We start from the raw sequence: 14,988 nt of genomic DNA, 5'->3' as shown, positions 1-14,988 counted from the left end.
ACGCCAGATCGAACGCCGAGTCCGCCCGGCGGCGCGACCACACCAGCGCCGCCCGCGCCTCATCGGGAGCGAACTCATCGGGCACGTGCAGGCGGACCACGCTGTCGCCGGTGAACTGCTCGCGCAGTCCGACCTCCAGCAGCGCGTGCAGGAAACGCGCCCGCTCGTGACAGGACTGCCGGTAGGCGGCCTTGAGCACCTCCACCGTGTCGAACCCCGACACCTGCTCCACATCGATCCCCGCCAGCACCCGGGCCAGCCCGGCCCCCGGCGGCATCACCGCCAGCCCTGCGGGAATCGCCACCGGCGCCCCGTCCGCCCCACACCAAGACGACCCCGCGGCAGCAGACGACGAACCCGGCCCGCACCCAGACACGCACCCAGGAGCAGACACAGGCCCGGACCCAGGAGCGGACACGGGTGCGGACACAGACGCGGACCCAGGCCCGGATCCAGGAGCGGACACGGGTGCGGACACGGGCGTGGACACAGGAGCGGATGAAGGCGCGGGCGAAGGCGCGGACACGGTGCGGGACCCCCGGGAGCGGAGACGAAGGCGACTGAACGACTCCCGGCCGCCCGGACCGGGACTTCCCTCACACAGACTCGGCTCAACACACGGCGTACGGCCACCAAGGGCCCGCCCACTAGGCTCACCTGTAACGGCTGCCCTCACCCTATCTCGAACAGACTATCGACTCCAACCTCCCACCAGTACAAACGTGGAGTCACAGCCACTTGCAAGGGATGGCGCCGGCCGCGAATGGAAGGGCGTTCTCTGAGGCAGCGTGCGACAGGCCGGCGTCGGCGTCAACGCTGACGTGGGCGCCGCGGGGCCTCAACGCAGACGTGGACGTGGGCCTCGACGCCGACGCTGACCTGAGCTGGCGTGGGCGCGGGCCTCAAGGCTGACGCCGACGTGGGCGTGGGCCTTAACGCTGACGCTGACGTGGGTGTCGGTGTGGGTGTTGGCGTGGGCGCGGGCCTCAAGGCTGACGCCGACGTGGGCATGGGCCTCAACGCTGACGCTGACGTCGGTGTCGGTGTGGGTGTTGGCGTGGGCCGGGGCGGCCGGGCAGCTCGGGCAAGGCACGCCCAGAGAAGAGGGAGCCCGTTCCGGGTCGCGTGACCCGGAACAGGCTCCCTGTAGGGCGGCTTAGCCGCGGGAACGGCGCAGGGCGGTGATGCCCGCTCCGGCTCCGACCAGGCCGGCGACGAGGCCGAGACCGCCGAGCACCAGGGCCGGAGTGGTGTCCCCGCCATCGTGATCGTCATCGCTCGCCGCGGTCGCCACCGTGGGAGCGGCGGCGGGCGAGGATGGGGCGGCGCCGTGCTGGTCGTCCTCCCCCTCCTCGGCGGCGACGAGCTTGAGCGCCGGCGCGGGGTGTTCGGGCTCGGACCCGTCGGCCTTCGGCGCGTCCGCCCACTTGACGATCTCACCGTCGGAGTAGGTCTGCGCCGTGGGGAACTCGAGCGCGTCCACGTTCTTCGGCAGCGGACCCACCGACGCCTCGAACTCCTGGAACTGGCCGGACTCGATCTTCCCGCCAGACCAGGTGATCTTCAGCACCGACTCGGTGATCGTGTCGCCGCTGTCGGAGACGACGGGCTTGGGCAGCTTGCCCCGGGTGAGCTTGACGTCCCAGCCGGGGACCGGGCGCACCGAGACGAACGGCAACGGGTGGTCGGTGGGGAACTCGACCTCCACCTTGGTGGTCGAAGCGCTGTCGCGCTCGTTGGGGACCCGGAAGGCGATCTTCGTCCAGGAGCCCTGCACGGCGGTGCCGGGGTTGACGGTGACGTGGGCGAGGGCGGGCACGGCGAGACCGATGGTGAGCGCGAGAGCACCGGCGGTGACGGTGGCCGCTCGACGGACATACGAGGTCATGGGGGTTCTCCAGTCGTCTGCGAGATTACGGAGGCGCGCGAGCACGGCCCTGCGGGGACAGGCAGGTCCCGCAGGGAGATACGCGCCGCTCGCGCGTGAGGCTCAGAAGACCCGGAGAACCGGTGGCCCGCGGCGGACGACCGCGTGCCGCAGCACCCCCGCGGTGTGCGGGATGCGCTCGGAGTTCGGCATCGGGCACAGGCGTGGCCGTCCGGTGCCCGCGAGATCGGACCCCTGCAGCGCCGGCAACGCACGCACCAGCGCGGCCACCGCCCGCAGGCAGCGGACCACACCGGCGCTGATCGCGCGCAGCACGGACCACAGGGCCTCCTCACCGCGTGCCAGCCACAATCCGGTGAGCGTCGCCGCGGTGAGGTGGGCGGTGAGCATGCCGGTCTGCGTGCTCAGGCCGCCGTGCCAGGTGGGGTGTGACGCGGCGGCGGACCCCGTGGCGTCGAGGAGAAAGTGCAGGAACACCTGGGCACTGACCAGAAGGCCGACGATCGCCTGGGGCGACCGTTCCCGGCCCGCCGCGACGGCCGCGCCGGCCGTCACCGTGAGCACCCCCGTGAGGAGCGCGGCGGGCGTCGGCCCGCCTCCGCCCGCGAACTGGTGCGCGCCGACGGCAAGCAGCACGCAGACGGCGGAGAACGCGGCCGACCGCGCGAGCCTGAAGGAGAGCGTGGCGCGCATGACGCCGGGATTGTCTCACACCCGGGCGTTCCCGGCCGGTCCGTCGCCGATCTTCCAGGCGACCGCAGAAGGCGCGCCGCGACCACCGAAAACACCCGTGACCACAGAAAGCGCCCCCGTGATCACAGAAGACGGGCCGCGACCGCGTCGGCCACGGGGAAGAGGCCGCTCTGCGCCGCAGTTCCGCCGCAGTCCGCCGCAGTCCGCCGCAGTGCGCCGCTGCCGCGTACGGCCTTCGCCGGGACGGATCGCGCCGTCCCGGCGAAGGGCATGTGCGGAGCGGTCAGGTGCGGGCCCAGCGCTGGTTGGACTGGCCGTTGCAGGTCCAGATGATGACCTTGGTGCCGTTGGCGGTGCCGTTGTTGTAGGCGTCCAGGCACTTGTTCGCGCCGACCGCGGTGATGCTGCCGTCGGAGTTGAACCGCCACTTCTGGTTGTTCTGCCCGTTGCAGTCCCAGATGAGCACGCTGGCGCCATCGGCGGTGCTCGCACCGTTGACGTCGAGGCACTTGTTGCCGTAGACCCGCAGCTCACCCGAGGAGGTCGGGGTCCACTGCTGGTTGGACTGGCCGTTGCAGTCCCAGATCTGCGCCAGGGCGCCGTTGGCCTGGGAGACGCCGGTGACGTCCAGGCACCGGCCCGACTGCACTCCCTTGATCGCGTTCGTTCCGGTGGGGGTGGGCGTGGGGGACGGCGTGGCGCCGCTCCCCGTGACGGTGAGGAGGACCGCTTCGCGGGCGGGCACGGTCATGGTGTAGCCGCCGTCGAACGTCCCGGAGTCGGTCCCCGCCCAGAGGTTCCGTACGGTCGCCGGCCCGGCGAGGCCGAGGTCGGACCAGCGGGCGGTGATGGCGGCGGCCGAGGTGGTCCGGTTGAGCAGGAGCACCGCGCGCCGGCCTGTCCCCGACAACACCTTGGAGTAGACCTGGCGTCCGCTCACGGCCTCGGCCACCTTCACCCCCTGCCTCCCGAGAGGATCCTGGTCGACCGCCAGCACCTCCCGATTGGTGAGGATCGCCCTGGTCTCGGCGCTCATCGTGGCGAGGTTGTTGCCCGCCAGCAACGGCGCCCCCGCGATCGCCCACAGGCCCATGTGCGTACGGTTCTGCGCGGCCGAGAAGCCGTTCATCCCGACGATGAGCATGTCGGGGTCGTTGTAGTGCCCCGGGCTCTGGGCGGCGGGATGCTGGGCGGAGTCGAAGTTGGCCAGCACCCGGTCCATCGACGCGGTCTGCCCCCAGTAGATGATGTCGCCGCTGGTCCGCCACATGGTGGACATGCTCGGCGCCCAGTCCCAGGGGCTCTGGACACCCCAGTTGCACACCGACAGCACCATCGGCCGCCCGGTCTGTGCCGTGGCCCGGTCTATCGCGTCGCTGATCGCCTGGTAGGCGGTGCGAGAGTTGAGACCCTCGGCATTCCCTCCGCACCAGTCGACCTTCACGAAGTCGAATCCCCACTGTGAGAACTGCAGGAAGTCCTGGTCGTAGTGGCCCTCGCTGCCGGTGTTCGGCGCGGCCGGACGCCCGGTCGGGTAGTAGTAGCCGCATCCGTTCCGACCGGCGTCGGTGTAGATGCCCGCCTTGAGACCCTTGCTGTGGATGTAGTCGGCGATCGCCTTCATCCCGCCCGGCCACTCCGCCGTGTCGACCGTGATGTTGCCGGACGAGTCACGCGTTCCCTGCCACCAGCCCTCGTCGATGTTGACGTACTGGTAGCCGGCGTCCTTCATCCCCGAGGACACCATCGCGTCCACCTGGGCTTTGATCACGTTGTAGTTGATCTGCGCCGCGAAGGTGTTCCACGACGCCCAGCCCATCGGCGGAGTCGTCACCGTCGCCACGGCCGCGGCGGCGGCCGTTCTCGTCGTGGCGGCGGCGGCGCCGTCCGCGACCACCCACCCCGCCGGCACCATCGTCACGATCGCGAGGTGTACGGCGGCGACCAGCCGCCGTAACCGCCGGACGCGGGGGGAGCGGCCATCCACGGTGTGGCCGGGGGACTGACGCCGGCCAGGACCGCGTAGTCGCATTCGTCTCTCCTTCTGGTTGGGGGCCCTCGACAGGCGCGGGCACGGCCGATCTCCGGAGAAGGAGGCCGGCGGATCCCGCGTCCAGGTCGAGCGGGGCATGGCTGCATGACAGGGAAGAAGCCGGAGACACCCGCGAGATTCACTGCGTGACGGATCGCCGGACGCGACGCGACCGACGGCACCGTCAGCCCCTGCCGCTCATCACCGACCCAGGCAGGAAGAAGCCGAACGCGAGATCAGTGTCGAAACCACCGTGAGATGTGTCAAGACCGTTGAGCGAATCGTTTCGCGCGGCGCACCTCTCGCACGACCCCAACTGTCCGACGAAACCAGGTGTCCAACGAACTCGCGCCGCCCGCACGCGCCCCGGCCGGTGAAACTTTCAGCGTGGTCTGCCGCCGAGAAGAAGCGTGTTCCCGCAGCAGGAGGAGCTGTGCGCACCGGCGGGCGGGAATCCCCTGATGCGGCCAGGACCCGGGCTCTTGACAGCGCTCGCCGCATCGTATGTGCTCCGCTGCAACCACCCCTCGGGCTGCCTTCGGAAGGAGAACCTCTCGGCCATTCGATTGTTAACGCTAACAATCACGGAGAACCATCGAGGAAGACCTCACCGCTCCGCGACCGCGCGGCATCTCACGCCCGACCCCGTGAGACAGCGCGAACGCACTGACTTCCCCCCACGCGGCTCGCACCTGACAAGAGGAAGGAGAACATGCCGGCACGTCGGCGCTGACCCACTCGGCCGGCTCTTGCACCGCTCTTCCCCTCGATGCGAGTGAGCGCGCCCTGCCGCCGACGGCCGATTCCGTCGCCGGGGACTCCCCCAATGACGACTTTTCGGTCATACTCGCACACGATCAACGGTGCCGAGCCGAGGAACGCCGACGATGACATCTCCCCAGCGCCGCCGCGGCGTGGTCGTCCCCGCCGTCGCCGCGACGGCGTTCGCCGTGCTGGCGCTCGCCCTGTGGTTCGGGGGCGGCCGACCGCAACCGGCGATTCAGGGCCTGCCCTCCCCCGGCACCCTGACCACCTGGGGTCTGCCGGTCGTGCGCCTCGTCCACGACGTCTGCGCCGCCGCCACGGTCGGTGTCCTGCTGGCGGCCGTCGTGCTGGCCCCCGCGAGCGGCCGGGCCGTCGTGCGGGCGGCCGGGGCCTGGGCGCTCGGCTGGGCGGCCAGCGCGGCGGTCACCGAGGCGCTGACGCTCTCGGACTTCCTCGGGCTACCCCCCGGCGGCGCGCTGCGCTCCGGCGCGCTGCCCGCCTTCCTCCTCCACATCCCGCAGGGTCAGGCGTTCCTGGCCGTGACGCTCGCGGCCCTGGCGGTCGCCGCCGGCTCGCTCCTGCCGGACGGCCCCCTGCTCCGGCTCACGCTGCTCGCGGTGGCGCTCCTCGCGGTGCTGCCCCCGGTGTACGTGGGCCACTCCGCCTCGGCCGCCGACCACAACCTCGCCGTCCTCAGCCTGATGGCGCACGTGGCGGCCGTCGCGCTGTGGACCGGCGGCCTGTACGCCCTCGTGGCGCACCTGCGCGCCGTGCCCGGGCTCGCCGTCGCCGTGCGCCGCTTCAGCACGCTCGCGCTCGGCTGCTTCGCCGCCGTCGGGGCGTCCGGCGCACTCAACGCCTGGGTGAGACTCGGCTCCCTGCCCCTGCTCTGGCAGTCGCGGTACGGCCTGCTCGTGCTCGCCAAGATCGCCGCGCTGGCGGTGCTCGGCTGGTTCGGCTGGCGGCATCGGCGCAGGACCATCGAGGCGATGGACTCCGGCGGGGCCCGCGCGCCGTTCCTCCGCCTCGCCTGTGGCGAGATCGCGGTGATGGCCGGCACGCTGGGCCTGGCCGTGGCGCTGGGACGCACGCCCCCGCCCGCGGAGACCGCGACCGCCATGCACCAGCACAACGCGCTGGGATACGCCCTGCCTCCCCTCTCCCCGGGCGCGCTCGTCACCGAGGTGCGGCCCGACCCGATCGCGCTGCTCCTGCTGGCCGCCGCCCTCGCCGCGTACCTGTCCGGCGTACGGCGGCTGTCGCGCGCTCCGGGGGGCGGCGAGGGGTGGCCGGCCGGGCGGACCGCCTCCTGGCTGGCCGGCCTGGCCGTCCTCGCCTACGCCACCTCGGGAGGTGTGGCGGCCTACGCGCCCGCGCTGTTTTCGGCCCACGCGGCGCAGTACGCGCTGCTCGGCGCCGTGGGCCCCCTCCTGCTCGTCTTCGGCGCCCCGGTGACGTTGTGGCGGCGGGCCCGTCCGGACGGGGATCCCGCCGGCGGTCCCGCCGGCCGCGCGCTGTCCCATCCGGTGACCGCGCTGGCCCTGTACGCGCTGCCGTATGCGGCGCTGTACCTGACCGGCCTGTTCGGATACGCCCAGCCGAGCCTCGCCCTGCGGCTGGCCGCGCAGACGGTGGTGACGGTCACCGCGGTGCTGTTCCTCGCGGTGGCCGCCGGCGTGGACCCGCTCCCGCGCGCGATCCGGCCCCAGGTCCGCGCCTGGATGCTCGCCGGGGCGATCGCCGTACGCGTGTGGACCGGCCTGGTGGTGCTGTCGGAGCCGCCGCAGGCGCCCGAGTGGTACGCGGCGCTCGGGCTGCCGTGGGCGCCGGACCGGGCGGGCGACCAGCGACTGGGGGCGCTGCTCGGCACCGGCGTGACCGTCGCCGTCCTCGCGGGCCTGCTCGCGCTGCTGCTCGCCCGCTGGCGCGCGGCGCGGCGCAGGACCGCCGCGGCCGTCCGCTCAGGAAGGTCCGTGGGCGCCCGCTGACCGGGCCTCCGGGCGAGATCCGCCCGGGACGGTCAGCGGCGGCCGCGGGGAGCGTCGTCGCGGTCCCTGCGCACGATCGGCTTCCTGCCCTTGATCGTGGTGTGGCGCAGCGCCGCGACCACCTCGTCCACGGCGCCGTCCGGGATCTCGACCAGGGTGAAGCGGTCGGCGATCTCGATCGCGCCGATCTCGCGCCCGCTGACCCGGGTCTCCCCGGTGATCGCGCCGACGATGTCCTGGGGACGCACGCCCGCGCTGCGGCCCGCGCCGACGAAGACGCGGCTCATCGCGCCGCCTCCGCGCCGCCCGCGCCGCTCGTCGCGGCCGAACCTGTCGTCGCGCGGCCCGCGCTCGGGCCGCTGCGTGCGCGGCGTGACCTCGGGGATCTCCTCCTCGTCGGCGGCGGCGCCGGTCGACTCGTGGGCGAGCTTGACCGCCGCGAGCGCGATGTCGACCAGATCGAACTCGTCGGCGAGCGTCTCGACCACCACCCGGAAGCGGTCGAGGTCGCCGTCCTCCATCAGGCTCTCCTGCAGGGCGGCCCTGGTGAGCTCCAGCCGCCGGGCGCGCAGGTCGGCGACCGTCGGCACCTTCTCGACCGCGATCTTGCTGCGGGTGACGCGCTCGATGGTCTTCAGCATGCGGTGCTCGCGCGGTTCGGCGAGCGTGATCGCCACCCCTTCGCGCCCGGCCCGGCCCACCCGGCCGATGCGGTGCACGTACGACTCGGGCGCGGACGGCACGTCGTAGTTGATGACGTGGGTGAGCTGCTCGATGTCGAGGCCGCGCGCGGCCACGTCGGTCGCGACGAGCAGGTCGGCGGTCCCGCTGCGCAGCCGGCCCATGACCCGGTCGCGCTGCTCCTGGCCCATGCCGCCGTGCAGCGCCTCGGCGCGGTAGCCGCGGCCGTTCATCGTCTCGGTGAGGCTGTCGACCTCCTCACGGGTGCGGCAGAAGACGATCGCCGCGGTGGGGGCCTCCACGTCGAGCACCCGGCCCAGCGCGGCCGGCTTGTACGCCCGGCTCACGATGTAGGCGCTCTGGCGGATGAGCGGGGCCTCGCCGGCGGCGGGCGCCTCCCGCTCGATCCTGATCCGCACCGGCTCGCGCAGGTGGCGGCGGGCGATCCCGTCGATGCGCGGCGGCATGGTCGCGGAGAACAGCACGGTCTGCCGGTTCTCCGGGGTCTCCTGGAGGATCGCCTCGATGTCGTCGGCGAAGCCCATGTCGAGCATCTCGTCGGCCTCGTCCAGGACGATCATGCGCAGGCCCTTGAGCGGCAGGGTGCCCCTGCCGATGTGGTCGAGCGCCCGCCCCGGGGTGGCGACGACGACGTCCACGCCGCGCTCAAGCGCCCGCAGTTGCCGCCCGATCGGCTGGCCGCCGTAGATGGGCAGCACACGCGTGCCGAGGTCGCGGCCGTAGCGGTGCATGGCCTCCGACACCTGCACGGCCAGTTCGCGGGTGGGCACCAGCACCAGCCCGCCGGACTCGCCGCCGCCGGCCTCCGTGTCCACCCGGTGGGGGTCGCCGTGCAGCCGCTGGAGCATGGGCAGGGCGAACGCGGCCGTCTTGCCCGTGCCGGTCGCGGCCTGCCCGAGGAGGTCGCGGCCCTCCAGCAACGGCGGGATGGCCTCCCGCTGGATGGGCGTGGGCTCCTCGTAGCCGAGACCGGTCAGGGCCTTGAGGAGCTCGGGGCCCAGCGCCAGGTCGGCGAATCCGGGTCCTTCATCGATCTCGTTCACGACCATGTCCTGCTCCTGGTCCTGCTCCTGGTCCCGGCTGTGGCGGGGCGAATGTGCACGGGACGACCCTATGGTCTTTCCGCCCTTACCCCGAACGCAGCCCCCGGCACGCGGCCCGGAGTTCCCCTGGGTTCCACCGCGCAGCGGGGCGCGGAGAGCCCGTCCGCATGCGAGTCGGGGCCACCGCGTCGACCCGGAGTCAACCCGGCGTCGGGCTGGAGGGGGCTGGAACATCATCCCACAGGGCTGGGACCAGCGCGTCTCAGCGGTCACCCCGCTGACATGGCCCGAGAGGACATGGCCCGCGAGTGACACGGTCCGCGAGGACATAACGTGTGATCATGGATCTTCGGGAGCTGAGGCGGGCCAGGTTCGCGGTGTCGGTCACCTTCGCCCTGCACGGGGCGGTGACCGGGGGCTTCGCCTCCCGCATCCCCTGGATCCAGGACCACGTCGGGGCCGGGCCCGGCCAGCTGGGGCTCGCCCTGCTCGCGCCCGCCGTCGGCTCCATCCTCGCGATGCCGACCGCCGGGCGCCTCACGCACCGGTTCGGCGGGCGGGCCGTCACCCGCGTCTCGATCGGCCTGTGGTGCCTGGTCCTCGTCCTGCCCCCGCTGGCGCCGAACCTGCCCCTGCTGTGCGCGGCGCTCATGCTGTACGGCGCGGTGGCCGGCATCGGCGACGTCGCGATGAACGCCCAGGGGGTGGTGGTCGAGCAGCGGCTCGGCCGTTCGATCATGTCCGGGCTGCACGGCATGTGGAGCGTGGGGACGCTCACGGGCGGCGCGGTGGGCACGCTGGCGGCGAGCGCGGGCCTCGACGCCCGGATCCATCTGGGCGGGACGGCGGTCGTGCTGTTCCTCCTGGCCCTGGTCGTGGGCCCGTCGCTGCTCGACGTGCGGGCGGGCGCGGACGAGCCGGCCCCGCCCCATTTCGTGCTTCCTCCGCGCGGAGTGCTGGTCATCGGGCTGGTGGGCTTCTGCTCGGTGTTCGGTGAGGCGGCCGCCCAGGACTGGTGCGCGGTCTACCTCCGGCAGGTCGCGGGCGCGTCCCAGGCGGTGGGCGCCGCGGCGTACACGGCCTTCGCCTGCATGATGGCCGCGGGCCGGTTGTGCGGCGACGCGGTGGTGCGGCGACTGGGGCCGGTGGCGACCGTGCGCGGCGGCGGGGTGCTGGCGACGCTCGGCGGACTGCTCGTCGTGCTCTCCCGGGCCCCGGTGCCGGCGATCGCCGGGTTCATGCTGATCGGCGTGGGGATCGCGGTGGTCATCCCGCTGGTGTTCGCGGCGGCGGGCAACGCCGCGCCCTCACCGAGCGAGGGCGTCGCGGGCGCGGCCACGGTGAGCTACGCGTCGGGGTTCGTCGCGCCGAGCGCCATCGGCGGCATCGCCGCGCTGGCCGGGCTGCCCGCCTCGTTCGCGCTAGTCACCGTGCTGCTGCTGGCGGTCCTGCTGGGCGCGGGAAGGCTCGCGCCCTGGCGTGCCCTGCGGGACAGGTGACGGCCCAGGGACTGGGCTGGGCGCTCGACGAACCGGTAGGTCAGCGTGGAGCAGGCGAGCACCACCGCGAGCAGTAGGACGGCCATGACCAGGCGTTCGGCGAGGGAGAAGCGGCCCGGGTCCGTCGTCAGCCGCCGGAGCACCTGCACGGCGAGGGGATGCAGCAGGTAGACGGAGTAGCTGATCAGGCCGAGCCCCACGAGGGCGCGGGGCATCGGCCGGCGCCGCAGCAGCCGGGCGGCCAGGAAGGTGGCCCACGCCGCGGCGACGGCCGTGGACCAGCCCCAGGTGAACGCCAGCGCCTGGTCGGCGGGCATGCCCCAGCCGGGGCCGAACGCCCACGCGGCGCCGATGGAGGCGACCGGGACGCACGCCAGCGCCCATCCGCTCCTCTTCCAGCGAAGTTGTCCCTGGTCCAGCCGATAGAGCACGGTGCCGGCGAACATCGTCGCGAGGATGGCGAGGCTCTGCCACGCACCGATCCTGCTGTTGGCGCCGAGCAGCACCAGAGCCAGCACGGCCGCGACGGCGGTGCCGCACACGCGCGGCCACCCGCGGCATGCCAGCGACGCGGCCGCCGCGAGCAACACGACCGCCGTGACCACCACGACCTGGGCGGTGCCCGCGCCACGCGACAGCGCGCCCGCGGGCAGCAGTCCGCCCACGGTGAGAGCCGCCGCGGCGAAGGCGAGCATGCCCGTGGTGCCGGCGCGGTGCACGCCCGCCACGAACATCGCCGTCACGAGCAGGTAGAAGACCATCTCGTACGACAGCGTCCAGAACACGTTGACGACGCTGACCACCTGGAGGAGGTCCTGCAGCATCGTCAGGTGCGCCAGGGCCGAGATGCCCGGGCTGTCGGCCAGCTGGCTCGGCAGCGTCGCGTACACGCCTTCGGCGCCGAACACCGTCCCGGCCGCCGCGGCGACCAACCACAGGGGATACAGGCGGAAGACCCGGTTGATCCAGAACCCGCCGACGCTGCCGCGGCGTTCCAGCGAGACCGGCACCACGTAGCCGCTGACGAGGAAGAACACGAGCACGCCGTACTGGCCGAAGTTGAACCACTGGCTCGCGCCCGCGCGCACCTCGGGAAACAGCGCGTCGACGCAGTGCTCGAACACCACGACGAGCGCGGCCAGGCCGCGCAACGCGTCCAGCCATCCCTGCCGCGACGACTGCGGCGGCGACTGCGGCTGCGGCTGCGGCTGCGGCTGCGGCTGCGGCTGGGCGGGCGACGCCTCCTCTCCGACACCGGTCCGGTTCGTTTCCACAACATCGACGAACATCCGGTCAGGGTAGGGGGTCAGCCTGGGAAAAGCGTAAGCGCCCCCTGGACCTCACGGCCTCAGAGGGCGCATACGCACCTCTATGTCAGGTCCGCACAGCTTCGGGCGTCGGCGTCCCCGGCCGCGCCCGGCACCCACCGGACGTTCGCGAACGACGCCGAGAACGCGCCGTCGGTGTAGACGAGGAACGGCGTGTTGACGTTCTCGAAGTCCAGGTTGGGCGAGAAGCAGGACACCGGGATCTTGACGGTCGCCTTCGTGCCCGCGGGCAGGTTCTGGAACAGCGACGTCGCCACGACCTCCGCGAAGCAGGGGTAGACGCAGTGCGCGCTGATCACCGTGCGGGCCGCCGGCGGCTGGTGGACGATCGTGTCGAAGACCAGCGCCGCGTCGGCGTTCAGGTAGCCGCGCAGGTCGCTGCCGCCCGCGGGGTCCTGCATGTAGAGCTGCGCCGCTCCGGCGCCGTTCCAGGTCGCCTTCAGCCCGTCGCCCTGCACGGCGACGTCCGACGGGACGACGGCGATCTCCGAGTGCGTCGCCTCGCCGTCCACGCCGATCTCCGTGCCGCCCCAGTTCTCGGCCGAGCCGATGTAGCTCTTGTACGGCGCCACGTCCTGGCGGTTGTAGACCTCCAGGTCCTCGGTCGCGGTGCCGCCGCCGCCCGTGCCGGAGCAGCCGGACCCGGGCGAGGTCTCGTCGAGCGTGCCGACCGACCCGGTCTGCCCGTAGCGCAGGCCGTAGCCGGAGGGGAAGAGCGGGTCGTAGCTCTCCTCACCCTGCTTCTGAGTGGAGGGATTGAGCGGCGACTGGCAGGCGCTCCTCGGCCACGAGTACGACAGCGTGCCGGTGTAGCCGGGGCCGCTGTCGCGGCTCCTGACCAGCAGGTCGGCCACGCCGCCGCCCTCGGTGCCGGGAAGCCAGGCGACCACGAACGCGTCCGACCGGTTGAGCTCCTTGTTCACGTGCAGCGGGCGGCCGGTGACGTAGACGGTGACGACCGGCGTGCCCTTGCCGGCGACCTTGCCGAGCACCGCGAGGTCGCCGGGGTAGAGCGCGGCGGCCTCCAACGAGCGCCGCCCGAGGTCGCCCACGCCCTCGGCGTACGGCGTCTCGCCGATCACGGCGATCACGGCGTCGTACCGGCTAGGGTCCACCCCGTCGGCGCTCTCACTGAAGGCCACGTTGTCCGTGCCGAGGACCTCGCGCAGGCCGCCCAGGATCGTCGTGCCGTTCGGGAAGTCGGCGTTCGTGTTGCCGGTGCCCTGCCAGGTCAGGGTCCAGCCGCCGGTCTGGTTCTGCATGCTGTCGGCGCTCTTGCCGACCACCAGCACCTTGGATCGGGGGGAGAGCGGCAGGACCTTGCGGTTGTTCTTCAGCAGGACCTGCGACTCCCGCACCGCCTTCCTGGCCAGCGCCCGCGCCTGCAGGGCCTTCGCGGAGCCCGCACCGGGGCGCGCGGAGGGCTTGCGCGCGTCGAACAGGCCCGCCCGCAGCTTCACCCGCAGGATGCGCGTCACGGCGTCGTCGATCCGGGACATCGGGATCTCCCCCGCCTCGACCTGGGCGATCGTGGTGGAGATGAACGCCTTCCAGTCATTGGGCACCATCACCACGTCGATGCCGGCGTTGATCGCCCGGGCGCAGTTCGAGTTCGTGCACCCGGCGACCTGGCCGATGCCGTTCCAGTCGGAGACGACGACGCCGTCGAAGCCCATCTTCTGCTTGAGCACCTCGGTGAGCAGTTTCCTGCTGCCGTGCACCTTGCCCTCGGTGATGCCGAGGTCCTCGTTGGTCCAGCTGTTGAACGACGCCATGACGGTCTGCGCCCCGGCGGCGAGCGCGCCGTAGTAGCCCTGGCCGTGGATGTTGATCATGTCGGCCTCGGACGAGGGGTCGACCCCCTGGTCCTGCCCGTTGAGCGTGCCGCCGTCGCCGATGAAGTGCTTGGCCGTGGCGATCACGCCCCGGTCGCCCAGCCTGTGGGAGCCGCCGTCCTGCAGGCCGCGGACGACCTCGTAGCCGTACGCGCGGGTGATGCGCGGGTCCTCCGAGTAGCCCTCGTACGTGCGGCCCCAGCGGTCGTCCCGCACGACGGCGAGGGTGGGCGCGAAGGCCCAGTCCTGGCCGGTCGCGCGGATCTGCGCGGCGGTGGCGGCGCCGATGTCGCGCAGCAGGCAGGGATCGTGGGCGGCGCCGAGGCCGATGTTGTGCGGGAAGAGCGTCGCGCCGAACACGTTGTTGTGGCCGTGCACGGCGTCGATGCCCCAGATGACCGGGATCTTGGTCCGCGTGCTCACCGACGCCTGCCAGTACGCGTCGGCGAGGGCGAGCCAGTCCTGCGGGGAGGCGTGCTTGTCGCGGCCCGGCCATGACCCGCCGCCGTTGAGCACGGAGCCGATGCCGTACTGTGCGACCTCCTCCGGAGTGATCGCGGAGATCTCCGGCTGGGTCATCTGACCGACCTTCTCGGCCAGGGTCATTCCCGCGACTATCTTGGCGACGCGCTTCTCGTCGGCCGGGTTCCGCTTGATCTCGCTCTTGACGGCCGGCCAGTCGGGCAGCGTGGGCAGGCGCTTGTCGATGCGCGCGCAGCCGTGGTCCGTGTCCGGCCTGCCGACCACGGGCCGGGCCGGGGGCTTGCCTTCGGGCTTCCCCGGCGGCCCGCCGGGGGCCGCCGCCGCCGCGGCGCCCGGCAGCAGGGCGAGGCCGGCCAGGGCCGAGAGCAGCCGCCGACGGCTCGGCGGGCGGGGGGTGATGACTGTGCGCATGAACGTCCGTTCTCGAGGGGCCACGAGGACCAGATCGGGTGTTACGGGCGTGTTGCGCAGATCGTCACCCCATACGGCCCATCGGTCAAGAGAGCGCTCTCCCGGATCTCACCGGCGCGGGGCGGGACGATGTCCTCCCGGGCGCCCTCGGGCCTGCGGCACCGCCTCGTGAAAGTTTCGGGACGGCCGGCCGCGGCGGACCGCCGAGGCCGAGGTCACCGCGGACGGCCGGCAGGCGGAGCGGACCGGGCATTGCTTCCGTCCCCGGACCATGTCTATGGTCCGGGGAGCCCGAAGCCAAGATCGACGCTCCGTCCCAGG

At 72.7% G+C, this 14,988-nt stretch carries 8 protein-coding genes and 1 pseudogene; 2 read left to right on the top strand and 7 right to left on the bottom strand.

Going from position 1 to position 14,988, the window contains the following annotated elements:
- From FLX07_RS34590 to FLX07_RS34575, 4 genes are all read right to left on the bottom strand, one after another.
- On the bottom strand, positions 1-304 hold a 304-nt coding region (locus FLX07_RS34590), incomplete at its 3' end, for a hypothetical protein (protein ID WP_142575952.1).
- Positions 305-1,156: 852 nt separating this feature from the next.
- Positions 1,157-1,888: a YcnI family copper-binding membrane protein gene (locus FLX07_RS34585; protein WP_142575950.1), complete on the bottom strand. Its 732-nt coding sequence runs from the start codon at positions 1,886-1,888 to the stop codon at positions 1,157-1,159.
- A gap of 102 nt (positions 1,889-1,990) precedes the next feature.
- Complete coding sequence (locus FLX07_RS34580; protein WP_142575948.1) at positions 1,991-2,581, bottom strand: MFS transporter; 591 nt, start codon at positions 2,579-2,581, stop codon at positions 1,991-1,993.
- Positions 2,582-2,864: 283 nt separating this feature from the next.
- The gene (locus FLX07_RS34575) at positions 2,865-4,613 is read right to left on the bottom strand and encodes a glycoside hydrolase family 27 protein (RefSeq protein WP_142575946.1); all 1,749 of its coding nucleotides are present in this window, start codon (positions 4,611-4,613) and stop codon (positions 2,865-2,867) included.
- A gap of 887 nt (positions 4,614-5,500) precedes the next feature.
- Between FLX07_RS34575 and FLX07_RS34570 the strand changes: the two genes are divergently transcribed.
- Positions 5,501-7,366: a bifunctional copper resistance protein CopD/cytochrome c oxidase assembly protein gene (locus FLX07_RS34570; RefSeq protein WP_142575945.1), complete on the top strand. Its 1,866-nt coding sequence runs from the start codon at positions 5,501-5,503 to the stop codon at positions 7,364-7,366.
- Positions 7,367-7,398: 32 nt separating this feature from the next.
- Here the strand turns inward: FLX07_RS34570 and FLX07_RS34565 are convergent, their stop codons facing one another.
- Positions 7,399-9,117, bottom strand: coding sequence for a DEAD/DEAH box helicase (locus FLX07_RS34565; protein WP_142575943.1), 1,719 nt, complete (start codon positions 9,115-9,117; stop codon positions 7,399-7,401).
- Positions 9,118-9,452: 335 nt separating this feature from the next.
- Here FLX07_RS34565 and FLX07_RS38180 point away from each other — a divergent pair.
- Positions 9,453-10,415: pseudogene (locus tag FLX07_RS38180) on the top strand (MFS transporter); the annotation flags it as partial.
- Between the two features lie 41 nt (positions 10,416-10,456).
- Here the strand turns inward: FLX07_RS38180 and FLX07_RS37290 are convergent.
- Together FLX07_RS37290 and FLX07_RS34550 are read right to left on the bottom strand one after the other, a co-directional pair.
- A complete protein-coding gene (locus FLX07_RS37290; protein ID WP_142575939.1) occupies positions 10,457-11,899 on the bottom strand; it encodes an acyltransferase family protein in 1,443 nt (480 codons plus the stop codon).
- A gap of 80 nt (positions 11,900-11,979) precedes the next feature.
- Positions 11,980-14,667, bottom strand: a complete 2,688-nt coding sequence (locus FLX07_RS34550) for a glycoside hydrolase family 3 protein (protein ID WP_142575938.1) — start codon at positions 14,665-14,667, stop codon at positions 11,980-11,982.
- Positions 14,668-14,988: the final 321 nt, after the last annotated feature.

Source organism: Microbispora bryophytorum, assembly GCF_006874465.1.
Taxonomy (GTDB): Bacteria; Actinomycetota; Actinomycetes; order Streptosporangiales; family Streptosporangiaceae; genus Microbispora; species Microbispora bryophytorum.
This window is presented reverse-complemented; position numbering and strand designations above follow the sequence as displayed.

Bases quoted from the DNA above. Each gene is read 5' to 3' on its own strand.
- FLX07_RS34585 (WP_142575950.1), bottom strand. From the start codon at position 1,888: ATGACCTCGTATGTCCGTCGAGCGGCCACCGTCACCGCCGGTGCTCTC.
- FLX07_RS34580 (WP_142575948.1), bottom strand. From the start codon at position 2,581: ATGCGCGCCACGCTCTCCTTCAGGCTCGCGCGGTCGGCCGCGTTCTCC.
- FLX07_RS34575 (WP_142575946.1), bottom strand. From the start codon at position 4,613: ATGCGACTACGCGGTCCTGGCCGGCGTCAGTCCCCCGGCCACACCGTG.
- FLX07_RS34570 (WP_142575945.1), top strand. From the start codon at position 5,501: ATGACATCTCCCCAGCGCCGCCGCGGCGTGGTCGTCCCCGCCGTCGCC.
- FLX07_RS34565 (WP_142575943.1), bottom strand. From the start codon at position 9,117: ATGGTCGTGAACGAGATCGATGAAGGACCCGGATTCGCCGACCTGGCG.
- FLX07_RS37290 (WP_142575939.1), bottom strand. From the start codon at position 11,899: ATGTTCGTCGATGTTGTGGAAACGAACCGGACCGGTGTCGGAGAGGAG.
- FLX07_RS34550 (WP_142575938.1), bottom strand. From the start codon at position 14,667: ATGCGCACAGTCATCACCCCCCGCCCGCCGAGCCGTCGGCGGCTGCTC.